Annotated in this window: 21 protein-coding genes; 7 read left to right on the top strand and 14 right to left on the bottom strand. The window is 58.8% G+C overall.

Annotated elements, in window-relative coordinates; all coding sequences use genetic code 11:
• Positions 1 to 7 precede the first annotated feature (7 nt).
• The 6 genes from V6Z53_RS02110 to V6Z53_RS02085 all read right to left on the bottom strand — a co-directional run bounded on the left by V6Z53_RS02110 (position 8) and on the right by V6Z53_RS02085 (position 4880).
• A complete protein-coding gene (locus V6Z53_RS02110) occupies positions 8 to 916 on the bottom strand; it encodes a His/Gly/Thr/Pro-type tRNA ligase C-terminal domain-containing protein (protein ID WP_338583938.1) in 909 nt (302 codons plus the stop codon).
• Positions 917 to 1065: 149 nt separating this feature from the next.
• The gene (locus V6Z53_RS02105) at positions 1066 to 1941 is read right to left on the bottom strand and encodes a metal ABC transporter substrate-binding protein (protein WP_338583937.1); all 876 of its coding nucleotides are present in this window, start codon (positions 1939 to 1941) and stop codon (positions 1066 to 1068) included.
• Positions 1942 to 1952: 11 nt separating this feature from the next.
• Positions 1953 to 2819, bottom strand: coding sequence for a metal ABC transporter permease (locus tag V6Z53_RS02100; RefSeq protein ID WP_338583936.1), 867 nt, complete (start codon positions 2817 to 2819; stop codon positions 1953 to 1955).
• On the bottom strand, positions 2819 to 3487 hold the full coding sequence (locus V6Z53_RS02095) for an ATP-binding cassette domain-containing protein (protein ID WP_338583935.1): 669 nt from the start codon (positions 3485 to 3487) through the stop codon (positions 2819 to 2821). Before V6Z53_RS02095 ends, V6Z53_RS02100 begins: the two co-directional genes overlap by 1 nt.
• Positions 3484 to 4380: a GTP cyclohydrolase FolE2 gene (gene folE2, locus V6Z53_RS02090; RefSeq protein WP_338583934.1), complete on the bottom strand. Its 897-nt coding sequence runs from the start codon at positions 4378 to 4380 to the stop codon at positions 3484 to 3486. Before folE2 ends, V6Z53_RS02095 begins: the two co-directional genes overlap by 4 nt.
• A gap of 122 nt (positions 4381 to 4502) precedes the next feature.
• Positions 4503 to 4880, bottom strand: coding sequence for a glutamine synthetase (locus tag V6Z53_RS02085; RefSeq protein ID WP_338583933.1), 378 nt, complete (start codon positions 4878 to 4880; stop codon positions 4503 to 4505).
• A gap of 141 nt (positions 4881 to 5021) precedes the next feature.
• Here V6Z53_RS02085 and zigA point away from each other — a divergent pair, with 141 nt between their 5' ends.
• Positions 5022 to 6227, top strand: a complete 1206-nt coding sequence (zigA, locus tag V6Z53_RS02080; RefSeq protein WP_338583932.1) for a zinc metallochaperone GTPase ZigA — start codon at positions 5022 to 5024, stop codon at positions 6225 to 6227.
• A 4-nt stretch (positions 6228 to 6231) separates the two neighbouring features.
• Here the strand turns inward: zigA and V6Z53_RS02075 are convergent, their stop codons facing one another.
• The gene (locus tag V6Z53_RS02075; protein WP_338583931.1) at positions 6232 to 6588 is read right to left on the bottom strand and encodes an NADH:ubiquinone oxidoreductase; all 357 of its coding nucleotides are present in this window, start codon (positions 6586 to 6588) and stop codon (positions 6232 to 6234) included.
• A gap of 26 nt (positions 6589 to 6614) precedes the next feature.
• Between V6Z53_RS02075 and V6Z53_RS02070 the strand changes: the two genes are divergently transcribed.
• Positions 6615 to 7580 carry a CobW-like GTP-binding protein gene (locus V6Z53_RS02070; RefSeq protein ID WP_338583930.1) on the top strand — a complete coding sequence of 322 codons (966 nt, stop codon included), beginning with the start codon at positions 6615 to 6617 and terminating at the stop codon, positions 7578 to 7580.
• Positions 7581 to 7583: 3 nt separating this feature from the next.
• Here V6Z53_RS02070 and V6Z53_RS02065 read toward each other — a convergent pair whose 3' ends face one another.
• Complete coding sequence (locus V6Z53_RS02065) at positions 7584 to 7997, bottom strand: DUF3301 domain-containing protein (protein WP_338583929.1); 414 nt, start codon at positions 7995 to 7997, stop codon at positions 7584 to 7586.
• Positions 7998 to 8116: 119 nt separating this feature from the next.
• On the opposite strand from V6Z53_RS02065, the gene pdxY reads away from it, so the two are divergent.
• The gene (gene pdxY, locus V6Z53_RS02060) at positions 8117 to 8989 is read left to right on the top strand and encodes a pyridoxal kinase PdxY (protein WP_338583928.1); all 873 of its coding nucleotides are present in this window, start codon (positions 8117 to 8119) and stop codon (positions 8987 to 8989) included.
• Positions 8990 to 9081: 92 nt separating this feature from the next.
• Here the strand turns inward: pdxY and V6Z53_RS02055 are convergent, their stop codons facing one another.
• Entirely contained in the window at positions 9082 to 9564 is a 483-nt protein-coding gene (locus V6Z53_RS02055) for an acyl-CoA thioesterase (protein ID WP_095194575.1), read from the bottom strand.
• 286 nt (positions 9565 to 9850) lie between these two features.
• On the opposite strand from V6Z53_RS02055, the gene V6Z53_RS02050 reads away from it, so the two are divergent.
• A complete protein-coding gene (locus V6Z53_RS02050) occupies positions 9851 to 11614 on the top strand; it encodes a cation:proton antiporter (RefSeq protein WP_338583927.1) in 1764 nt (587 codons plus the stop codon).
• A gap of 21 nt (positions 11615 to 11635) precedes the next feature.
• Here the strand turns inward: V6Z53_RS02050 and V6Z53_RS02045 are convergent, their stop codons facing one another.
• From V6Z53_RS02045 to uvrD, 3 genes are all read right to left on the bottom strand, one after another.
• Complete coding sequence (locus V6Z53_RS02045) at positions 11636 to 12043, bottom strand: SMI1/KNR4 family protein (RefSeq protein WP_338583926.1); 408 nt, start codon at positions 12041 to 12043, stop codon at positions 11636 to 11638.
• Between the two features lie 138 nt (positions 12044 to 12181).
• Positions 12182 to 13060, bottom strand: coding sequence for a Tim44 domain-containing protein (locus tag V6Z53_RS02040; RefSeq protein ID WP_338583925.1), 879 nt, complete (start codon positions 13058 to 13060; stop codon positions 12182 to 12184).
• A 286-nt stretch (positions 13061 to 13346) separates the two neighbouring features.
• A complete protein-coding gene (gene uvrD, locus V6Z53_RS02035; RefSeq protein ID WP_338583924.1) occupies positions 13347 to 15530 on the bottom strand; it encodes a DNA helicase II in 2184 nt (727 codons plus the stop codon).
• 259 nt (positions 15531 to 15789) lie between these two features.
• On the opposite strand from uvrD, the gene V6Z53_RS02030 reads away from it, so the two are divergent.
• The gene (locus tag V6Z53_RS02030) at positions 15790 to 18660 is read left to right on the top strand and encodes an EAL domain-containing protein (RefSeq protein ID WP_338583923.1); all 2871 of its coding nucleotides are present in this window, start codon (positions 15790 to 15792) and stop codon (positions 18658 to 18660) included.
• A 62-nt stretch (positions 18661 to 18722) separates the two neighbouring features.
• Here V6Z53_RS02030 and V6Z53_RS02025 read toward each other — a convergent pair whose 3' ends face one another.
• Positions 18723 to 19037, bottom strand: coding sequence for a hypothetical protein (locus V6Z53_RS02025; RefSeq protein WP_338583922.1), 315 nt, complete (start codon positions 19035 to 19037; stop codon positions 18723 to 18725).
• Between the two features lie 349 nt (positions 19038 to 19386).
• Here V6Z53_RS02025 and hexR point away from each other — a divergent pair, with 349 nt between their 5' ends.
• Both hexR and V6Z53_RS02015 read left to right on the top strand, forming a co-directional pair.
• Complete coding sequence (gene hexR, locus V6Z53_RS02020; protein WP_007927594.1) at positions 19387 to 20253, top strand: transcriptional regulator HexR; 867 nt, start codon at positions 19387 to 19389, stop codon at positions 20251 to 20253.
• Between the two features lie 178 nt (positions 20254 to 20431).
• A complete protein-coding gene (locus V6Z53_RS02015) occupies positions 20432 to 20644 on the top strand; it encodes a hypothetical protein (RefSeq protein WP_338583921.1) in 213 nt (70 codons plus the stop codon).
• On the opposite strand, the gene V6Z53_RS02010 is transcribed toward V6Z53_RS02015, so the two are convergent.
• Positions 20586 to 21548, bottom strand: a complete 963-nt coding sequence (locus V6Z53_RS02010; protein WP_338583920.1) for a LysR family transcriptional regulator — start codon at positions 21546 to 21548, stop codon at positions 20586 to 20588. The two genes, V6Z53_RS02015 and V6Z53_RS02010, sit on opposite strands and share 59 nt — an antisense overlap.
• Between the last annotated feature and the right edge of the window lie 171 nt (positions 21549 to 21719).

Genomic DNA, 21719 nt, shown 5'->3' with positions numbered 1-21719 from the left:
GGTCAGATTATCCCCGTGGGAGCGCGCCTATTGAGCTCAACCACTCACACACCGCATCAACCTTCATCCTGCCGAAATCCTCCCCGCTGCGACTGCGCACACTGACAAATTCGCCAGCCTTTTCCTTCTCGCCGACCACCACCAGGTACGGCACCGTCTGACTGTGATGTCGAATCTTGTAGCGGACCTTTTCGTTGCGCAGATCTGCGAGGGCGCGCACACCGCTGCGGCGCAGACGCTCGGTGACCTCATGGGCGTAAGTTGTCTGCCGGTCATCCATGCTGACGACCATCACGTGGGGCGGCAGGCGCCACTGCTGCAGTTCCTGGTGGCTGGACCAGCAAGTGCCATAGATGCGTTGTTGCAAGGTGCCGTTGATGTGATCAAGGGCAAATGCCTGCAACACCTTGGTGGTGGGCACATGCGGTCCTGTCGTCAAATACTCGGTGTCGCCGAGGCGATACAACGACAGGTTCTCGGAATGCGTCGACGCAGAGGGCGTCTGGCGTCGACGGATCGAATGATTGGTCGCCGCCAGTGATTGCATGCGTGCTTCGATCAGCGGCAGATCAGTCGACGATAACGGGCGCTCGACATCAAACTCGCAATAGAACCCGTCACCCAGTACCGAGCCCGTGCGCAATTGCGCATGGGCGTGCAGTTGCTTGACCGCCATCGCCAGCATCAGCGAACAGGAGCGTCGCAGGATCTCCAATCCGTCGGGCTCTTGTGGCGTCACGATGCTGACCCGAGCACTGGCCCGGATCATGAATTCACAGTCCACCAACACGCCGTCCACCCGACCCGCTACCGCAGCGTTGGCCAGCCCGGGGCCAATACTCGCGGCAACTTCATGTACGGACAGCGGTTGATCGTACTCTCGCAATGAACCATCGGGCAGGGTGATCTGGATCATGATTGTTGTTCTCGAATGCTTCGATCACACGCACTAGCGGATAAACCTTAGAACCAAACCCGGGCCGCTGTCATGTAGACATTTGTCGTGCCCGTTTAAAACTCGTTCTGCAGGCTTTGTAGCCGCGCACCAGATCGACAATTTACGGATCATGGCTTGCTCAACGCGTTGTACAGGGTATTGAGGTTGTATTCGAACAACCCGGTAAAGGTACTCGCCGGACCACTCGCCGCGAGCGCATCCGAGTACAGGGTGCCGCCAATCCGGGCGCTGCTTTCGTCGGCGATCTGCTTGAGTAGACGCGCGTCCTTGATGTTTTCCATGAACACCGCTTTGACCTTGGCCTGACGGATCTGAGTGATCAACGCAGCGACTTCGCTAGCCGAAGGTTCGCGTTCGGTGGACAGCCCCTGCGGAGCCATGAAGTCGATGCCATAGGCCTGACCGAGGTAACCGAAGGCATCATGGGAGGTTACGATCTTGCGGTTGCCCGGTGGCAACGAACCGAGTTTGGCCTTGGCCTCCGCGAGCAGGGCATGGATCTGTTTCAGGTAAGCCTGACTGTTGCGCTGGTAGTCGTCCTTGTTGGCCGGATCGGCAGCGATCAATGCCTTGGTGATGTTGCTGACGTACAACTCGGAGTTCGCCAGATTGTGCCAGGCGTGCGGATCGGGAACGGTTTCGCCGTCTTCCTCCAGATCGCGCGGAATGACGCCGTGGCTTGCGCTGATCACTGGCGCTTTCGTTTCGGTACTGGTCACCAGGCGATCCAGCCATGGTTCGAATCCCAGGCCGTTCTTGATGATCAGTTTTGCCTTCAACAGGGCTTGCGCGTCGTCTGGTGTCGGCTCGTATGTGTGGGCATCGGCGTCGGGGCCGACCATGTTGGTGATCTGAATGTGATCACCACCGACCTGATGCGTCATGTCGGCGAGGATGCTGAAACTGGTGACCACCTGAAGTTTTTCAGCGGCAGACAACGACATCGACAGCATCAAACTGAACAGCACGAGTAAAGCGCGCATCGGGAAACACCTCATTGGGATGTGAGCAAAGGTGGCCGACGCAGCAAACCGTGCACCGGCCCGAACACCACGGACAGCAGATACCAACCGCCAGCGACCAGCACGATGGCCGGGCCGCTGGGTAGCGAGTAATGGAACGACAGCAACAAACCGAGCCACACCGAGAGGCTGCCGAGCAGCGCGGCAATGGCTATCAATACTGGCAAGCGGCGACTCCAGAAGCGCGACGCGGCCGCGGGCAGCATCATCAGGCCGACCACCATCAAGGCACCGATGGCCTGGAAACCGATCACCAGATTCAGCACCACCAGCGTCAGGAAGACGCCATGGGCCAGGGGGCCGAGGCGGCTCACGGTTCGCAGAAAGAGTGGGTCGAGGGTGTCGAGCAACAGGGGGCGGTAAATCAGCAGCACGGCGATCAGGCTCACTCCGCAGACCCAAAGCATGCCCGTGAGGGTCGGGCCATCGACTGCCAATGCCGAGCCGAACAGCAGGTGCAACAAGTCCAGACGTTTGCCGGCGATGCCGAGAATCAGCACACCGCTGGCCAGGGAAATCGGGTAGATCGCCGCGAGGCTGGCGTCCTCTCGCAGGCCGGTGCGACGGGTGATCCAGGCAGCGAGTCCGGCCATGCTCAGGCCGGCACCGAGGCCGCCGAGGGTGAGTGCGGGTAGGCTCAAACCGGCAAACCAGAACCCCAATGCCGCGCCAGGCAAAATGCCGTGTGCCACCGCATCGCCGATCAGGCTCATCCGTCGCAGGATCAGAAACACACCCAGCGGTGCTGTACTGCAGGCCAGTACCAAGCCGCCGAGCAGCGCCCGACGCATGAACACGAACTCGTGGAACGGTTGCCAGAGTTGAGCGGCGGCGAGCATCAGGCTACCTGCGCTTGCGGCTGCTGGTGGATCAGATCGCTGCTCGCCCCAAAGATGCAGCCACTGCTTTTGATCAGCAGTGTGTGTGGAATGTGCTGGCGAACGGCGGCTAGATCGTGGCACACGACAACCAGGGTTCTGCCTTCTGCATGCCAAGCGTGGAGGTGTTTCCACAGCAGCACCTGACCGAGCTCATCCAGCGCGGCATGCGGTTCGTCGAGTAGCAGCAGAGGTGCTTCAGCGAGACTCAAGCGAGCGAGCAGGGCGCGTTGCAATTCGCCGCCGGAGAGGGCCATCAACGGGCGTTGTTCCAGGCCACTCAGACACCAATCGTCGAGGACCGATTCGAGGCGTTGGCGACGTTGTTCCGGCGATTGCTTGCTGCCCCAGAATCCGGCGGCGACCAACTCTTGGAGGCTGATAGGGAATTGGCGGTCCAGATGTTGCTGCTGTGGCAGGAACGACAGTCCGCCCTTGCGTGGCGCGTCCACCAGGATTTTTCCCGCGAGTGGCTTTTGCAGGCCGGCGATGACTTTTAACAGACTGCTTTTCCCGCTGCCGTTGGCGCCGATTACGGCGGTCAGGCTTCCCTTCGGTAACTCAATATCGAGGGGCGGTGTCAGTGACTGACCGGGAGCGCCCCAACGCAAACTCTGACAACGGATCATGCGACCTCCCGGTTCCATCGACTCTCGGCGACTGCGTCGTGGGCGTGAAGGCTTTCAGCGTGGATCACTCGTATGTGAAATCCGTCGATACCGGGTGAGCGTTTCAGGGCCAGGTTCAAGCGTCTGGCAGCGTCCTCGCAGAACATCAGGTTCTGTCCGTTGGCGAGGGCGAAGGCTTGTTCATCGGCGCGCTTCACGGCGGTTTGTACGGCGGTGCCGAGGGCTGCTTCGGCATCGTTGATCAGCGCGATCAGCGGTAACTCATCCAGATAGTCATCCAGGTGCAGACGTAATTGCGCGGAGCTGCGTTGACTGTGCGGTGTGGCGACGATGCCCTTGGGGGAACCGAGCCAGGCCAATACCTCAGCGTGATGCAAAGCGCGATTGGAAAAATCATCGACGAATTGCTGCTGAATCAGTTGTCGGGAAAGCGCTGCTGAGCAAGGGCACGTTGAGGAATAAGGGACGTCAATTTTTAGTTCCACGTGGAACATCGCGTTTTTCAGATGTGCTTCGATGCTGACGGGATAGCTCTTCCAGCCAGCCAACGGACTGATCAACGCCGGTCTTTTCAGCAGTAAATCGGTGTGAATGTTCAGATAAGCGTTGTTTGAAAGTCCTGCATGACTGTTCAGGAAGCTCTGCAATACCCGTCGAAGCAGAGCGGGCGAAAGGGTTTCCTGCTCCAGCATTTCCAGCGCCAGGTAGAGCCGCGACATATGAATGCCGCGCGCCTCGCCGTTATCGAGACTTACGCCGGCATCGGCTGTTGCGGGCAGTCTTTGGCCATCGAGCAAAACAGGAAGAGCAATGCCACACATGCCCACCCACTCAAGTGGCAGGGCTTGGCGTGAGGCCTGCGCGGCGATATCCGGCAGCGTCAGCGCATTCATGAGCAGGTCCATCGTGGGAGTTGATTTGGTATGTTATATTATAACAATGAAATCGACGACGGCTTTTTCATGAACGGTTTTTCATTTCTCGCGGGGGCCGCAGAAACAGAGATGTCCCAGGCCTAACAACCGGCAATTCGGCTACATGTGAACTTGGCGCTGCTGCCACCGGAACTGGAAAATCGGTTGATCGTGGTCCAGCCAACGCGTCGGTTGTAGCCGACCCAGGCCTCACCGTCAGAGGCGATGCCGGTGAAAAAGGTCAGCTGGCCATAGCGGCTGTTGGTCTGCGCCCAGTAGCGTTTTCCAGCCACTTCGAAGCCCCGCAAGTAAATCGTGCTCCCGACAGTGTTGACGCTGTAGGCATTACCCTCGCCATCCACGCAGGCCAGCAAGTTGGCGCTGCGGGTGCAATTGGCCAGCGTTGGAATTTGCGCCAATGCATCGGCCGTACCCAACATTGAAATGCTCAACAGCGCCAGTTTCAGGGCATTACGCATAGCGTTTCTCACCAATGGGAAGGTCTCCAGCGTCGTGCCCTTTAACGTTGTGAGCAAGGGAGAGTGGCTTGATTGTATCGTTATACTATAACATAAAACCAAGCCCGACGATTTGACCGGGTACCCTGTGAGGAACATCTGATGCCCAATCGTCTACCCGTTACCGTCCTGTCGGGCTTTCTTGGTGCCGGAAAAAGTACACTTCTCAATTACGTACTACGTAATAGAGAAAATCTGCGGGTCGCTGTCATCGTCAACGACATGAGTGAAATCAACATCGACGGCAGTGAAGTTCAGCGTGACGTCAGCCTCAATCGCGCCGAAGAAAAACTCGTGGAAATGAGCAACGGCTGCATCTGCTGCACCTTGCGCGAAGACTTGCTGGAGGAAGTGAGCAAGCTCGCTCGGGAAGGTCGTTTTGATTACCTGCTGATCGAATCAACCGGTATTGCCGAACCGCTGCCAGTGGCGGAGACGTTTACGTTTCGCGACGAAAACGGCCAGAGCCTCACCGACATCGCCCGGCTCGACACCATGGTGACCGTAGTCGATGGCATGAATTTCCTGCTCGACTACCAGGCCGCCGAGAGCCTCGCTTCCCGTGGCGAAACACTGGGTGAAGACGACGAGCGCTCGATTACTGACCTGTTGATCGAGCAGGTCGAGTTCGCCGACGTCATCTTGATCAGCAAGATCGACCTGATCAGCAGCGGCGAGCGTCAGGAGCTGATTGCGATACTCGAACGGCTCAACGCCCAGGCGGAAATCATCCCGATGGTCATGGGTGAAGTGCCGCTGGAGAAGATCCTCAACACCGGTTATTTCGACTTCGAAAAAGCCGCTCAGGCCCCAGGCTGGCTGCGCGAACTGCGCGGCGCACATGTACCGGAAACCGAGGAGTACGGTATCGCCTCCAGCGCTTACCGTGCGCGCCGTCCATTCCATCCGCAACGCTTTTTCAGCTTCATAGACCGCCCATGGGTCAACGGAAAGCTGCTGCGCTCCAAAGGGTTTTTCTGGTTGGCGAGCAAGCACATGGATGCTGGGAGCTGGTCACAGGCCGGTGGTTTGATGCGCCATGGTTTCGCCGGACGCTGGTGGCGTTTCGTGCCGAAGAATCAATGGCCGCAGGATGAGGAGAGTACCGCCGCGATCATGGATAACTGGACCGCTGCCACCGGTGATTGCCGACAGGAACTGGTGTTCATCGGCCAGAACATCGACTTCGCGCAGCTCACTACCGAACTCGATGATTGTCTGCTGACGGATGAAGAAATGGCACTGGGTGTCGAAGGCTGGCGATTGCTGCCGGACCCGTTCGGCCCTTGGTACGAAGACGCCGCGTGACACCTCAAGGCTTGAGCCAGGTTCCCTGGCTCTGGGCTTCGCAAAACGGCTTCAGATACGCTGCATCCGTGGCTACGCCGTAATAGTGAATATCCTGCCGGTAAGGCATATTGGCGACTTGGGCGTTGCTGCACACGCCGAACGCCCCGCTTGGGCATTGGTCGACGTACTGCACCTCGACCTTCTGCCCGGCCAGTTTCGGCTGGCAAAAACCGTCGGCGAAGAGTTTTTCCGGGATGGTACGGTTCTGTTGGCAGACTTTCACGTCAAGCCGTTCCGCCTGGCTGTGGACGACGCAGGCCTGGGCCAGCGCCTCGCCGCAGGGCAGAATCAGTAGCAACGAAAATCCCATCCACCGCATGCTTACCTCCCAAGACACCTTCGATCATGTTGCAGAACATACCCACCCACGTCATCGCCGGGCCATTGGGTGCCGGTAAAACCAGCCTGATCAAGCACCTGCTGGCGCAGCGTCCAGCGGGTGAGCGCTGGGCGGTATTGATCAACGAGTTCGGCCAGATCGGCCTCGATGCCGCGTTGCTGACCCGTGACGCCGATGGTATCGCACTGGGCGAAGTGGCCGGGGGCTGTTTGTGTTGCGTCAATGGTGCGCCGTTTCAGATTGGTCTCGGTCGTTTGCTGCGCAAGGCGCGGCCGGATCGACTGTTCATCGAGCCTTCGGGGCTGGGCCATCCGATGCAGCTGTTGCAACAGTTGAGCGAGGCGCCATGGCAAGGCGTTCTGAATGTGCAACCCAGCGTGCTGGTGCTCGATGCGCAGGCGCTCCTCGCCGGCAAGCCGCTGCCTGCGGCGCAACGGGAGGCATTGAACAGCGCGGGTCTGTTGCTGATGAACAAATCCGAAGGTATCGAAGAAGGTGATCGCCAGCAGATCGCCGCATCGTTGCCGGTGCGTCCTTTGTACTGGACGCAAGAATCCGCGTTGCCATTGAGCGAGTTGCCCGGTCTTGAGGCGCGGGCGGTGGCGGGTGTGGATAACTTTGTGATGCCCAAGAGACTGGCGCAGCTCCCGGCGATCTGGACTGACCCGACGCTGCCTATTTGCTTAAGTCAGGCGCAGGAGGGCGGTTGGAGTATCGGATGGCGCTGGCATCCGAACCAGACCTTCGATGCGGCATTTGTCGGCCGGTGGCTGGAAGGCCTTGTGTGGCGGCGGGCGAAGCTGGTTATCCACAGTAGCGGTGGCTGGGTATCGGCCAATGCGCTGGATAACTCGGTGTTGGCGTGGCAGCCCAGCGAATGGCGGCAGGACTCGCGAGTCGAGTTGATTTTCAGTGAGCCGCAGGATGTGGAAGTGTTGCAAAGAGGCCTGGCCGACTGCCGGTCGATCTGAGTATTACGGCCGCCATTTGTTGTGCTCCTGCCGCCAATGGCTCAGCTGGATCACCTCGGCGCTCGGCTTGACCACATCGACGACCGGCGGCGTTTCGTCAAACGGCATCGGATAAGGCGCCAATTCTATCTGCGCGCTGTGGGCGCCGAATTGGGTGATGGTGCCGTTATGCCGACTTTCGCCGGTCACGGTGAATTCGAAGTTATACACTCGGGCCAGGCGCCGCCGACCGCGGGCATCCTTGAGGAACGCGATTTTTTTCAGCGCCACGTTTCCATCCAGCAATTCGATGCCGACGTTGCTGCAATGCTGCTTGACCCGCTCCAGCGCGCGCTCGCGCAGGCCGTGGTTGTGCCACAGCCAGGCGCCGGCGGTAGCGAGCAGCATCAGCACGAAAATATTTCCAAGGGTCAACATCAACTGGGCGCTCCAACAAGATAGTGTCAGCTTAACTGCGTCGCCGGTCTGTCGTACAGGCTGCGTTTAGTCGCATACTGCGCCGCTCGAATTTCAATCGTTTTACGGAAACTCACCGCATGAAACGTACGCCCCATCTGCTCGCTATCCAGTCCCACGTGGTGTTCGGTCACGCAGGCAACAGTGCCGCGGTTTTCCCGATGCAGCGGGTCGGGGTGAATGTCTGGCCGCTCAACACCGTGCAGTTCTCCAACCACACGCAGTACGGCCAGTGGACCGGCGACGTGCTGGCGCCGCACCAGATCCCTGATCTGGTCGAAGGCATCGCAGCCATTGGCGAGCTCGGCAATTGCGACGCGGTGCTGTCGGGTTACCTCGGTAGCGCGGCACAGGGTCGGGCAATCCTTACGGGTGTGGCGCGGATCAAGGCGATGAATCCCAAGGCGCTGTATTTGTGCGACCCGGTGATGGGCCATCCGGAGAAGGGTTGCAGCGTGCCGGCGGAAGTCAGCGATTTCCTGCTGGAGGAAGCCGCCGCCGTGGCTGATTTCATTTGCCCAAACCAACTGGAGCTCGACAGCTTTTCGGGGCGCAAGCCGCAGTCGTTGTTCGATTGTCTAGCCATGGCGCGGGCGCTGCTGGCGCGCGGGCCGAAAGCGGTGCTGGTCAAGCATCTGGACTACCCAGGCAAAACTTCGGACGTGTTCGAGATGTTGCTGGTGACAGCCGAAGGCAGTTGGCATCTGCAACGTCCGCTGCTGGCGTTTCCGCGTCAGCCGGTGGGCGTTGGTGATTTGACTTCCGGGTTGTTCCTGGCGCGCGTGTTGTTGGGCGACAGCCTGGTGGCCGCGTTCGAATTCGCCGCATCGGCGGTGCATGAAGTGCTGCTGGAAACCCAGGCCTGCGCGAGCTACGAGCTGGAACTGGTGCGGGCGCAGGACCGGATTGCCCATCCGCGGGTGCGGTTTGAGGCGACTTCGATCAGCTTGTAACCGGATCAGAACAAAAAGATCGCAGCCTGCGGCAGCCCCTACAGGAATTCGCATTTCTCTGTAGGAACTACCGCAGGCTGCGATCTTTTGCTTCAGGCGTCGCCCTTGATTTCCTGATAGCGCTTTTCCAGCTCCTGACGAATCTGGCGGCGTTGCTGGGCCTGAATGTATCGGCGCTTGTCCTCGCTGTTTTCCGGTTGCAGCGGCGGCACCGGGGCGGGTTTGCGCTGGTCATCCACCGCGACCATGGTGAAGAAGCAGCTGTTGGTGTGGCGCACCGAGCGCTCACGGATGTTTTCGGTCACTACCTTGATACCCACCTCCATCGAGGTGTTGCCGGTGTAGTTGACCGAAGCGAGGAAGGTCACCAGTTCGCCGACATGGATCGGCTCACGGAAAATCACCTGGTCCACCGACAGGGTCACCACGTAACGGCCGGCATAACGGCTGGCGCAGGCGTAGGCGACTTCGTCGAGATACTTGAGCAGGGTTCCGCCGTGAACATTGCCAGAGAAGTTGGCCATGTCGGGGGTCATCAGTACCGTCATCGACAGCTGGGCGTTTCCGGGTTCCATAGCGTTCTCACGGATCAAGGCAAGGTTTGAGGGACGCACCTCTGCGGGTGCCTGCGTGGTTTTTTCAAACCAACAGTTATCGGGACGCCGGGCGGGAAGCCGCCGTCACGCCGGATCGATCTGTTTCCATATATTGCACCGCCTTTCTGCTGGAAGTCGCGGTGTTACCCTGCAAAAGCCCACTCCAAAGGGCAAATTCCTACGCGAAAAGCAGATTTGTATCCCGTTCAATCGGACGTTTCCTGCGTCTGCTGGTTGAGCCATGTCACCCAAGGAGCCACACGCCATGCATGCCATCAGTTTTATTCAGGATCTGGCAGTGATCATGTTGATCGCGGGTGTGGTGACCGTGGTTTTTCATCGCCTCAAACAACCGGTGGTTCTGGGCTACATTGTTGCGGGCTTCATCATTGGCCCGCACACCCCACCGTTCGGGCTGATCCACGACGAAGAGACCATCAAGACCCTGGCGGAACTCGGGGTGATTTTCCTGATGTTCTGCCTGGGCCTGGAATTCAGCCTGCGCAAGTTGTTCAAGGTCGGCGCCACGGCGTTTATCGCGGCGTTCCTGGAAATCGTGCTGATGATCTGGATCGGCTACGAAATCGGCCGCTGGTTCGACTGGAACACCATGGATTCACTGTTCCTCGGCGCGATTCTGGCGATCTCCTCGACCACCATCATCGTCAAGGCGCTCAACGACCTGAAGATGAAGAATCAGCGTTTTGCACAGCTGATTTTCGGTGTGCTGATCGTCGAAGACATCCTCGGTATCGGCATCATCGCCTTGCTGTCGAGCATCGCGGTCAGCGGCACGGTCAGCTCCGGCGAAGTGTTCTCGACGGTCGGCAAGCTCTCGTTGTTCATGATCGTCGCATTGGTGATCGGCATTTTGCTGGTGCCGCGATTGCTGGCTTACGTGGCCAAATTCGAAAGCAATGAAATGCTGCTGATCACCGTGCTGGGCCTGTGTTTCGGCTTCTGCCTGCTGGTGGTCAAGCTTGAATACAGCATGGTCCTGGGCGCGTTCCTGATTGGCGCGATCATGGCCGAATCCCGGCAGTTGCTGAAGATCGAACGCCTGATCGAACCGGTTCGCGACCTGTTCAGTGCGATTTTCTTCGTCGCCATCGGCCTGATGCTCGACCCGATGATCCTGCTGCAATACGCCTGGCCAATCGCGGTGATCACGGTGGCGGTAGTTCTGGGCAAGATGTTGTCCTGCGGACTCGGTGCCTTTATCGCCGGCAACGACGGACGCACCTCACTACGCGTCGGGATGGGTCTTTCACAGATTGGCGAATTTTCTTTCATCATCGCTTCGCTGGGCATGACCCTGCAGGTCACCAGCAACTTCCTTTATCCGGTAGCCGTGGCGGTTTCGGTGATCACCACGCTGCTGACGCCTTATCTAATTCGAGCGGCAGACCCGTTGTCGATCAAGTTGGCCGCAGTGATGCCGCAGCGTCTGGGTCGAGTGTTGGGGATGTATGGCGAATGGCTGCGCAGCATCCAGCCGCAGGGCCAGGGTGCGCTGCTGGCGTCGATGATTCGACGGATCCTGCTTCAGGTCGGGGTCAATCTGGCGTTGGTGATTGCGATCTTTTTCGCGGGCGCTTACTTCGCCGAACGCATCTCCACCTACCTGCAAGACTGGGTCAGCGATCCGAGCTGGCAGAAGGCATTGATCTGGGGTGGTGCGCTGCTGTTGTCGCTACCATTCCTGATTGCCGCTTATCGCAAGCTCAAGGCGCTATCGATGTTGCTCGCGGAAATGGGCGTGAAGCCTGAAATGGCGGGGCGCCACACAGAGCGAGTGCGCCGGGTGATCGCCGAAGTGATCCCGATTCTCTCGCTGCTGGTGATTTTCCTGCTATTGGCAGCCTTGTCGGCCAGTATTCTGCCGACCAACAAGTTGCTGGTGCTGATCGCTGTGGTCGCAGCCGCCGTAGCAGCGGTGCTGTGGCGCTGGTTTATCCGCGTCCACACGCGCATGCAGGTGGCGTTGCTGGATACCCTGGACAATCACAAGGATTCGCCAGGGCACTGATCCAGTGGGGCGTCGGCTGACTCAGCTTTCCAGCCAGACGTCCCGCGCCCAGTGCCATACCGACTCCCAGGTTTCTTCGGCGATCAGCTCTTCTTCGGCCTGCCACAACACCACAGTGCCGTCTTCTTCGACGCAGTAGTAGTCATCACCGTCCTGGCAGATCGGGATCAGGCTACGATCGATACCGGCGTCCCAGGCGTTGGCAGCAACATCCGGCAGGTAGGTGTGGGATTGCGGGTCGGTGACGGTCACCGGCTCCAGGCTGCCGTAGACAACGTCGCTGACGGTCAGCAAAAACTCTCTGAAGACGAACGGAATATCGATGAACAGTTGTTCTTCGATTTCCACCAGCAGATCTTCGTCGGGTAACTCCAAGGGGACCGGTACCGGTTCGTTGGCTTCACGCAGTTGTTCGATGATTTCTTCCACGTCCGGGATCCTCTTGCTTGTATGGCGCGGTTTATATGGGGCGGTTTATACAGTAGCTTGCTATAGATGCAACCGCGAAATAGAAAACCCCAGCCGAGGCTGGGGTTTTTATTACAGCAAGTGAAGCGCGGAGGATGATCAGCCGTTCTGGCGGATACCTGCGACCAGCCAAGGCTGGTTTTCACCCTGTGCACGTTCCATGTTCCAGCTTTCGCTGAACACTTCGCCCTGGTCGAAACGCGAGGATTTCGACACGCCGCTGAAGGTCAGGGTGGCGATGGTCTTGTCGGCGCGGTCATCCACGCCGTCCAGCTGCACATTGAGGTTATCAATGTAAGTGGACTGGAAGGCGTCACCCAGGTCAGCGCGTTCGCGCTTGAGGAACTCCAGCATCTGCGGGGTCACGAACTCGGAGATCTTGTCCATTTCGTTCGCGTCCCAGTGCTGTTGCAGCGACTGGAAGTGGCTGCGCGCGGCTTCTATGAAGCTCTGTTCGTTGAACCAGGCCGGAGCGTTGATCACCGGACGGGCGGCAACGGGTGCGGCCGAACCACCGAAGATCGAACCCATGGCTGGCTTCTGCTCGAACGCTTCACGCTGCATCGGCGCGTGGCCGGCCGGAGCGAACTGCTCCTGCTGCTTGCGACGACGAGCGGCGATGAAACGGAAGACCAGGAACGCGATGACCGCCATGATCAGGATGTCGAAGATCTGCATGCCCTGGAAGCCGTCGCCCATGAACATGGACGCCAGCAAGCCACCGGCCGCGATACCGGCCAGAGGGCCGAGCCAGCGCGAAGCACCGCCAGCCTTGGCAGCAGCGCCAGCGGCACCGGCAGCACCAGCGGTCGCCGCAGCGCCGCCCATGCCTGGAGAAGAAGGAGCCATCTGGCTGGTTTGGTGAGTCGGCGCAGCGCCTGCGCTTTTGCCACCACCGAAGCGCTTGGCGGCATTGACGTCGAGACTCATCGTCAGGCCGATGCACAACGCCATGGCGATGCTAAGAAAACGTTTCATAAAGGGAATTCCCATTTGTGGAAGGCACGCGCGCCATGTTGCACAGCTGAAGTGTTACTGGCTAGCGGCAGAGTGTTTCGGGCTTTTGCCTGACAGGTCGGGTTCAGCTTCAGTCAGCGCAATAAGTCCTGTTAACTTTGGTCTGTAGGATGAGTGGATAAGTTCTGTAGGAAGGGTTTGTCGTTGAACCCTGTGGGGGCGAGCCTGCTCGGGATGACGGACTCACAGCCAAAAAATTTATCGACTGATCTACCGCTATCGCGAGCAGGCTCGCTCCTACAGAAAGCTAGATTGCTTCGAGCTTGGCGTAGCCCAGCATCAACCACTTGCTGCCTTCGCCGAAGTTCACCTGGACCCGCGCCTGTGCGCCGGCGCCTTCGAAGTTCAGGATCACGCCGTCGCCAAACACCGAATGCCGTACTGTCTGGCCGAGGCTGAAACCGGTCTGCGGAATCTCGCTGCCGCTGAACAGGCTGCCACCGCTCATCGACTGATTGCCGCCAAACGGACGACTGACGCTGTTGGAAAGCCGCACTTCCTGGATCAGGCCTTTCGGCACTTCGCGTACGAAGCGCGACACCTTGTTGTAGGTCTCGCTGCCATATAGGCGTCGGGTTTCGGCATAGGTCATCACCAGGTTCTGCATTGCGCGGGTGATGCCGACATAGGCCAGACGGCGCTCTTCCTCAAGACGGCCGGGCTCTTCCAGGCTCATCTTGTGCGGGAACAGGCCTTCTTCCATGCCCACCAGGAACACGTAAGGGAACTCCAGGCCTTTGGCGCTGTGCAGCGTCATCAGTTGAATGCTGTCTTCGTGCTCGTCGGCCTGCGTATCGCCAGCCTCCAGCGATGCGTGACCGAGGAACGCCGCCAGCGGCGTCAGGTCTTCGTCTTCTTCGCTGTTTTCGAAGTTGCGTGCAGCGCTGACCAGTTCCTCAAGGTTTTCTACCCGGGCCTGGCCTTTCTCGCCTTTTTCCGCTTCGTGGTAGGCGATCAAGCCTGACTGCTCGATGACCGTCTGGGTCATCAGGTGCAGCGGCATCTCCATGCACTTGGCGGCGAGGTTCTCGATCAACTCGATGAATGCGCCGAGCGCGCCGGCTGCGCGACCGGTCAGGCCTTTATTGGCCACCAGTTGGCGCATCGCTTCCCACATCGACACATCGCTGTGGCGTGCGTGGTCGCGGATCGCTTCGACGGTTTTTTCGCCAATGCCACGGGCCGGGACGTTAATCACCCGTTCCAGTGCGGCATCGTTGCCACGGCCTTCCAGCAAACGCATGTAGGCCATGGCGTTCTTGATTTCAGCCCGTTCGAAGAAGCGCTGACCGCCATAAATGCGGTACGGAATGCGCTCACGCAACAAGGCTTCTTCCAAAACGCGCGATTGGGCGTTGGAGCGATACAGAATCGCGATATCGCTGCGAGACAGGCCGGTTTTCAGCGCACTTTCGATGGTTTCGACAACGTAGCGAGCTTCATCGTGTTCGTTGAACGCAGCGTACAGATTAATGGCTTCGCCATCGCCGCCATCGGTCCACAGTTCTTTGCCCAGACGCCCGGTGTTGTTGGCGATCAAGGCGTTGGCGGCCTTCAGGATGCCGGCGGTGGAGCGGTAGTTTTGCTCCAGACGAATGGTTTCGGCGTCCGGGAAGTCTTCGGAGTACTGATAGATGTTTTCGATTTTCGCGCCGCGCCAGCCGTAGATCGACTGGTCGTCATCGCCCACCACCATCAGGCTGTCGCCACCCTTGGCCAACAGGCGCAACCAGGCGTACTGCACGGCGTTGGTGTCCTGGAACTCGTCCACCAGTATGTGCCGGAAGCGCTTTTGATAGTGCGCCAACAGGCCCGGATGATCACGCCACAGGTCGAGTGCACGCAGCAGCAATTCGGAGAAGTCGATGACCCCTGCGCGCAAGCACGCCGCCTCATAGGCTTCATAGATGCCGCGCATGGTCGCCAGGAACAGGTCGCCGCTGGCTTGAATGTGTTGCGGGCGCAGACCTTCGTCTTTCTGCCCGTTGATGAACCATTGGGCCTGACGGGCCGGCCAGCGTTGCTCGTCCAGGCCGAGCTCGCGGATCACCCGCTTGACCAGCCGCTGCTGGTCGTCGCTGTCGAGAATCTGGAAGGTCTGGCTCAAGCCTGCTTCCTGCCAGTGCGCTCGCAGCAAGCGGTGCGCCAGGCCGTGGAAGGTACCGACCCACATGCCGGCCGGGTTGATACCCATCAGCTGCTCGATGCGATGGCGCATCTCGGCAGCGGCCTTGTTGGTGAAGGTCACCGACAGAATGGAGTGGGGCGACGCGTTTTCGACCTGGATCAACCAGGCGATACGGTGCACCAGCACTCGGGTTTTACCGGAACCAGCACCGGCCAGGACCAACTGACGACCCACGGGGGCTGCTACGGCCTGCCGTTGGGCATCGTTGAGGGAGTTCAGCAGAAGGGAGAGATCATCGCGCATCGGGGCATTCTAGGGGGCGGCGTCACACCGGGCAAACCCCGCTTTGCATTAGCCGATGAAAGAGGCGCGCAGGACGACCGGTCAGTCATCGGCCGCAAGCGTTGGCTGCACTCGTCCGGCGGCATTTGCAGCGGATCGGCGGGCTAATACTTTTGTCTGTTTTTTGACCGGGGGCAGTTTGGTCCGGGCACTGGCTTGTGTATGCTCCGTCGACGTTTCGGGCCCCATGCTCGTCATTATAAGAACAAGAACATTGCCTATGACCTTCAGCTCCGACCTGTCGGGCCCCACCGTGGAGCCCCGGGTTATCCGAAAACAGTACGCCATGGAAATGGCGGTCGAACGCACGCGTCTGCTCTATCAGGGCTCTTTGCTGCCCACACTGTTCATGTTGATCAATGGTCTGGTCTGCGCCGGGTTGCTCTGGAGTCCGCAGCGCTACTTCCTGGTCAGCGTCTGGCTGGTGTGGTTGTTGTCATTGGTGGCGCTGCGGGTGATTCAGGTAGCGGCTTTCGATTCGGCCATTCCCAATCGGCAGGCCCACCCCATCTGGCGACGGATGTTTTTGCTGGGTTCCGGCCTCACCGGCCTGACCCTGGCCGGTGCCGGTATCGCCTTGGTTCCCGCCGATAACTTCATTCAGCAAGCCTGGGTCTTCGGCCTGATCGGTGCGGCGGCCCTCTCGGCCAGCGTGGCCTACGCGGTCAGTTTGCCGGCCTTCCTGTCTTTCACTTTGCCCTGCCTGTTGCCGGCCATCGCCTTCATGTTCTGGGGTGGTGACGAACAACAGCACGGCTGGGGCTGGTTTGGCCTGATTCTGCTGGGCGCATTGAGTGTGGTTGCCTGGCAGGTCAATCGCCTTATCGATCGCGGCCTGTTGCGACGCTTCCAGAATCAGGCGCTGATCGAGCATCTGCAACAAGCGCAAAATTGCGGTGACCAGCTTAATCAGAAACTGGCAAAGGAAATCGAGCAGCGCCGGCGAGCTGAAGACGAGTTGCGCGAAATCCAGATCGACCTGGAAAGCCGCGTCGCCCAGCGCAGCCTGGAACTGGATGCCGCCAACCAGGCGCTGAGCAAGAGTGAGGCGCGCCTGGCGCTGGCATTGAAAGCCAGTGAACTGGGGTTGTGGGACTGGAATCTGCAAACCGACGAAGTGCATCACACGCAGATTCAGGAGTTGTTTGGCCTGGAGCCGGAGCAGGTGACGGCAATCCTGCGCCACCTCAAGCCGCGCCTCCACCCCGAGGATCTTCCCGCGCTGAAAAGGGCGCTGGTCGAGCACTTGAAGGGGCGCACCGAGGACTACCAGATCGAGTACCGCGTGCGGCATGGCGACGGCCACTGGGTCTGGATCGAGGACCGTGGGCGGGCAGTCGAGCGTGCCGAAAACGGCCGGGTGATCCGCATGGTCGGCACTCGCCGCGACATCAGCGCGAGCAAGGCACTTGAAGAACAGCAGCAATTGGCGGCGACGGTGTTCGAGGCCGCCAGTGAAGGCATCGTGATTTTTGACCCCAATTACGCGTTGCTCGCGGTCAATCAGGCCTTCAGCCGTGTGACGGGCTATGACATCGAGGAAATTCTGGGTCGAAACGTGATCGAGTTGCCGTGCAGCCGCGATGCACGCCGGCATTACACCGCGATTCATCAGGCGCTGGAGCAGCACGGCAGTTGGCAAGGCGAATTGGTGGAAACCCGCAAGAATGGCGAGATGTATCCGCAGTGGCTTCAACTAAGTACGGTGCGCGATCCTCGGGGAAAGGTGAGTCATATTGTGGGCTTCTTCGCGGATCTCTCCGCCCGGCGTGAATCCGAAGAGCGCATGCGCTACCTGACCCATTACGACGAGCTCACCGGTCTGGCCAACCGCTCGATGTTCCGTGAGCGGCTCAGCGAGGCGCACCAACGGGTGCGACAGGGCGGTTATCGCAGCTTGGCGTTGCTGCACATCAATCTCGACCGGTTCAAACAACTCAATGACAGCCTGGGTCATGAAGTCGCCGACCAATTATTGCAGAAAATGGCACGGCGACTGGTCAATGCCTTGCCGGAGGCAGACACGATCGCGCGCCTGTCCGGTGACGAGTTTGCCGTGTTGTTCAACTCCTACGGCAACCTTTCGAGTCTCGCGCGGGTGGCGACACGGTTATCGAACAAGTTGCGCATTCCGGTGACGGTCGAGGGCCATGAACTGGTGGTCAGTGCGTCGATGGGCATCAGTTTGTTGCCGGACAGTGCCCGAGAGATTTCCGCGTTGGTCAGTCAGTCGAACATGGCCATGCAACACGCCAAGCATTTGGGCGGAAACAACTTCCAGTTCTACACCGATAGCCTGCAGGCCAGCACGCTGGAACGGTTGCAGCTGGAAAACCAGTTGCGTAAAGCGGTTGAAGAGAAGCAGTTGAAGGTGTTCTACCAACCGAAACTGTGCCTTGCCACGGGCAAGTTGAACGCCGCTGAGGCGCTGGTGCGTTGGGATCATCCGACCATGGGCCGCGTGCCTCCGGGGGATTTCATCGGTCTGGCCGAGGAAACCGGGTTGATTGGCCCGATCGGTGAGTTCGTATTGCGTCAGGCTTGCTGGCAAGCCTGTGAGTGGCAGCGCCAGGGGCTTGAAGCGATTCGGGTGTCGGTGAATCTGTCGGTGCATCAGTTGCGTCAAGGCAAACTGGTCAGTCTGGTGCGTCAAGTGCTGGAAGAAACCGGGCTGGAGCCACGCTTTCTGGAACTGGAACTCACCGAAAGCCAGTTGCTGGACAGCGTCGAGCACATCATCGCGACCTTCCAGCAGCTACGAGATCTGGGCGTGAAACTGGCAATCGATGATTTCGGCACCGGCTATTCATCCCTGAGCTATCTCAAGCGGATTCCGGTGGATTACGTGAAGATCGATCAGGCGTTCATTCGCGGTTTGGGGGAGGGCAGCGAGGATGCGGCAATCACTCGGGCGATCATCGCCATGGCGCACGGCCTGTCGTTGAAGGTCGTGGCGGAAGGGGTCGAGCGGCTTGAGCAGCTTGAGTTTTTGAAAACCGAGCGCTGCGACGAGGTGCAAGGGTATCTGATCAGTCGACCCATCGAAGCGGATGGATTGGCGAGTCTGCTACGAGAGCAGTGTGCCGTGTGAACGGCTCAACTTCCCGCCGGACACGTTTGGTGCCGACGGGAAGCCAGGAAGCTGATGGGTTTTTAGTTGGTAATTAGAACTTTGTCGATATGGTGCAGCAACTTTCCTTCGTAGAAAATGCTGACGCCAGTGACATTGGAATCGCCCATTACTTTATATTCTACAAACTTGTCGGTTTCTACCTGCAAGGAAACCTCGTTGGATTTTACCAATTTGAGTTCCAGGCGCAGATCGAAGGATTTGTCCTGGATTGCGGTTTTTTCCAGCGTAGGTGTAATGCCAGTATGGGCAACGGTTACGGTGCCAAAGGTACGGAAAGACGCAGCGCCGGGCATGCGATCGTTTTGTGCGGTCCAGTCTTTTGTTTTAATGCTCATAATATGTAGCTCCTTTAATTAAGTTTTTGCTTCCTGCGCAATCAATATATCCAGATCAACTTGTGATTGGGTGATTTTTTGTTAGTTGTATTTGTAAGTCTGTATGTTGTGTTGCGGATTGCAGACATAACTATGCTTTGAACTTTCTGAAAGCTGCCAGTTTGATTTTTACCCTTCAAGACAGATGTTGAGGGGTGATCAGGTCTCCGTCATGAGTGCTACATGAAGCGCGGGCACCTGAAATCGAGGGATTCGGTAACGCATTGAGCGGGCAAAATGCCGATTCATGTAGTATAACTACAAGCGTGCTACATCCCCGGCACCTGCCAATAACAAAGAGTCCAGCCCCTTGAATCTGCTGCAACACATCGCCCAGTCTCGCCACCTGTTACGCAAGTCGGAGCTCAAGGTCGCCGATCACGTGCTGCTTGACCCCGCGGCCGTGATGCACAGTTCCATGGCCGACCTGGCCCATAGCGTCGGCATCAGTGAGCCGACCATCGTGCGTTTTTGCCGTGCCATCGGTTGCTCCGGGTTCCAGGACCTGAAGCTCAAGCTGGCCCAGAGCCTGGCGGCGGGCGCGAGTTTTGGACAGTTCGCGATCCACGAAGATGATTCGGTCGCCGACTACAGCCTGAAAATTTTCGACACCACCCTGCACACGTTGATGGAGGTTCGCGAGAAACTCGATCCGGTGGAGTTGCAACGGGCGGTCACGCTGATGTCCCAGGCCCAGCGCGTCGAGTTCTATGGCTTCGGCGCCTCGGGTGCGGTAGCGGCGGATGCGCAGCACAAATTTTTCCGCTTGCTGCTGACCGCGGCGGCCTATTCGGACCCGCACATGCAGGCGATGTCGGCGGTGACCCTGAAGCCGACCGATGTGGCGATCTGCATTTCCCAGTCCGGGCGTTCCAAGGATCTGCTGATCACCGCCAACCTGGTGCGCGAAAGCGGCGCTTCGTTGATCACCCTGTGCCCGAGCCAGACGCCATTGGCCGAGCTGTCGACCGTCAACCTGGCGATTGATGTGCATGAAGACACCGAAATCTACACGCCGCTGACCTCGCGGATCGCTCACCTGGTGGTGATCGATGTGCTGGCGATGGGCGTGGCCATGGCGCGCGGACCGAGCCTGGTCAACCACCTCAAGAGCGTCAAGCGCAGCCTGCGCAGCTTGCGGTTGTCGCCGAAGTCGGTGAAAGCGCTCGACGACTAAGATCAAAAGATCGCAGCCTTCGGCAGCTCCTACAGGTATTCACGTTCCCTGTAGGAGCTGCCGAAGGCTGCGATCTTTTTGATTTTTGAATTTTCATCTCTCTGTAACTCTTCGGCCGCCAAACCGTCATCCCCCGCGCCTATCGTGAAACTCCCGTAATCGTCTTGGGAGACTCGAAATGGCCCTGCCTTACGAAGAACGCAACAGCGCTGTCAAAACCCGTCGTCAGCAAGAAGATCAGCGCCGCATGGAATTTCGCCGCGCTATCGAAGATCGCTGCGAGCGCCGTCAGCTTCTGGCCGAGATTGGCGATTTTCCTGAGGATCTCGAACTCAATTACTGGCAGGCCGCACCGACAGCTTCCCGTCGAAGCGCTCAACCAGGCCGCTGATCTGTACCCGCTCGCTGCGCACGAACGCAAGGAATGCGTGGGCCACCGGTGACAAGCGTTTAGCCTTGGCTTGCACCAGGCACCAACTGCGGTATAGCGGCAGTTCTTCGACCGGTAACTCGATCAACCCGCCGGTCGCCAGTTCCAGGTTCAGGGCGTGGCGCGTCAACAGCGCGACGCCCAGACCTGCTAACACGCATTCACGCTGGGCTTCGGCTGACGAGACTTCCTGGGTCTGGTTGAAGTGCACGCGTTTCTCTTTGAAGTATTCTTCGCACGCCATGCGCGTTCCGGAGCCGGGTTCGCGTAACAGCAAGGTGTACGGCTCAAGATCCTGCAAGCGCAGCGGTCCCATATGGCACAGCGGATGATCCGGCGGAGCCACGGCGACGATCGGGTTATTGAGGAACGGCAAAAACTCCAACCCCATATCCTGCGGCACCATCGACATGATCACCAAGTCATCCCGGTTGTCGGAGAGACGCCGAATCACCTGGCCTCGGTTGACCACCGTCAGTTGCAGATTGACCTCAGGATGCTGGCGCTTGAACGCGGCAAATAGGTGAGGGACGAAGTACTTGGCGCTGGATTCCACCGCCAGTTTCAGCTGACCCTGCAAAGAGCCCTGCATGTCCGACAGCTGCATATCGAGGTTTTCCAGGCGCCCGAAAATGTCCCGGCTGGCGCGTTGCAAAGCTTCGGCCGCTTCTGTCATGTAGAGTTTTTTGCCGACATAATCGAACAGAGGCTGACCAATCAGCTCTTCCAATTGACGAATCTGTAGGCTGACGGCCGGTTGTGTGAGCGACATTTCGTCGGCCGCGCGGCTGTAGGACCTCAAATCACAGACCTCATTGAAGATTTGCAATTGACGCAATGTCATACGCATCAATGACTTACGCATTTTATGGACGCTCTCGCCGTAGGCTGATGCCTCAACTATAAGTCTTTACTTATGCATGACCCAATAATTATTCATTTTTGTTAATCCCTTGTGAGCGCTAGTGTGGACCTGCGACCAAATTGAAACATTTGGTCACGCGTCGACCTGGTCTAGCAGGTCGTGGGTACCACC

Source organism: Pseudomonas sp. MAG733B (assembly GCF_036884845.1).
In the GTDB taxonomy this organism is placed as follows: domain Bacteria; phylum Pseudomonadota; class Gammaproteobacteria; order Pseudomonadales; family Pseudomonadaceae; genus Aquipseudomonas.
Note: the sequence above shows the minus strand (reverse complement) of the source record. Positions and strands in the feature narration are given on the sequence as shown.

Coding starts and splice junctions, on each gene's coding strand:
- V6Z53_RS02055 (WP_095194575.1), bottom strand. CDS start 9,564: ATGGAACCCGGAAACGCCCAGCTGTCGATGACGGTACTGATGACCCCC.
- V6Z53_RS02015 (WP_338583921.1), top strand. CDS start 20,432: ATGGCCCTGCCTTACGAAGAACGCAACAGCGCTGTCAAAACCCGTCGT.
- V6Z53_RS02065 (WP_338583929.1), bottom strand. CDS start 7,997: ATGTTGACCCTTGGAAATATTTTCGTGCTGATGCTGCTCGCTACCGCC.
- V6Z53_RS02110 (WP_338583938.1), bottom strand. CDS start 916: ATGATCCAGATCACCCTGCCCGATGGTTCATTGCGAGAGTACGATCAA.
- V6Z53_RS02050 (WP_338583927.1), top strand. CDS start 9,851: ATGCATGCCATCAGTTTTATTCAGGATCTGGCAGTGATCATGTTGATC.
- V6Z53_RS02025 (WP_338583922.1), bottom strand. CDS start 19,037: ATGAGCATTAAAACAAAAGACTGGACCGCACAAAACGATCGCATGCCC.
- V6Z53_RS02075 (WP_338583931.1), bottom strand. CDS start 6,588: ATGCGGTGGATGGGATTTTCGTTGCTACTGATTCTGCCCTGCGGCGAG.
- V6Z53_RS02070 (WP_338583930.1), top strand. CDS start 6,615: ATGTTGCAGAACATACCCACCCACGTCATCGCCGGGCCATTGGGTGCC.
- V6Z53_RS02040 (WP_338583925.1), bottom strand. CDS start 13,060: ATGAAACGTTTTCTTAGCATCGCCATGGCGTTGTGCATCGGCCTGACG.
- V6Z53_RS02095 (WP_338583935.1), bottom strand. CDS start 3,487: ATGATCCGTTGTCAGAGTTTGCGTTGGGGCGCTCCCGGTCAGTCACTG.
- uvrD (WP_338583924.1), bottom strand. CDS start 15,530: ATGCGCGATGATCTCTCCCTTCTGCTGAACTCCCTCAACGATGCCCAA.
- V6Z53_RS02105 (WP_338583937.1), bottom strand. CDS start 1,941: ATGCGCGCTTTACTCGTGCTGTTCAGTTTGATGCTGTCGATGTCGTTG.
- V6Z53_RS02100 (WP_338583936.1), bottom strand. CDS start 2,819: ATGCTCGCCGCCGCTCAACTCTGGCAACCGTTCCACGAGTTCGTGTTC.
- folE2 (WP_338583934.1), bottom strand. CDS start 4,380: ATGAATGCGCTGACGCTGCCGGATATCGCCGCGCAGGCCTCACGCCAA.
- zigA (WP_338583932.1), top strand. CDS start 5,022: ATGCCCAATCGTCTACCCGTTACCGTCCTGTCGGGCTTTCTTGGTGCC.
- V6Z53_RS02085 (WP_338583933.1), bottom strand. CDS start 4,880: ATGCGTAATGCCCTGAAACTGGCGCTGTTGAGCATTTCAATGTTGGGT.
- V6Z53_RS02010 (WP_338583920.1), bottom strand. CDS start 21,548: ATGCGTAAGTCATTGATGCGTATGACATTGCGTCAATTGCAAATCTTC.
- V6Z53_RS02030 (WP_338583923.1), top strand. CDS start 15,790: ATGACCTTCAGCTCCGACCTGTCGGGCCCCACCGTGGAGCCCCGGGTT.
- pdxY (WP_338583928.1), top strand. CDS start 8,117: ATGAAACGTACGCCCCATCTGCTCGCTATCCAGTCCCACGTGGTGTTC.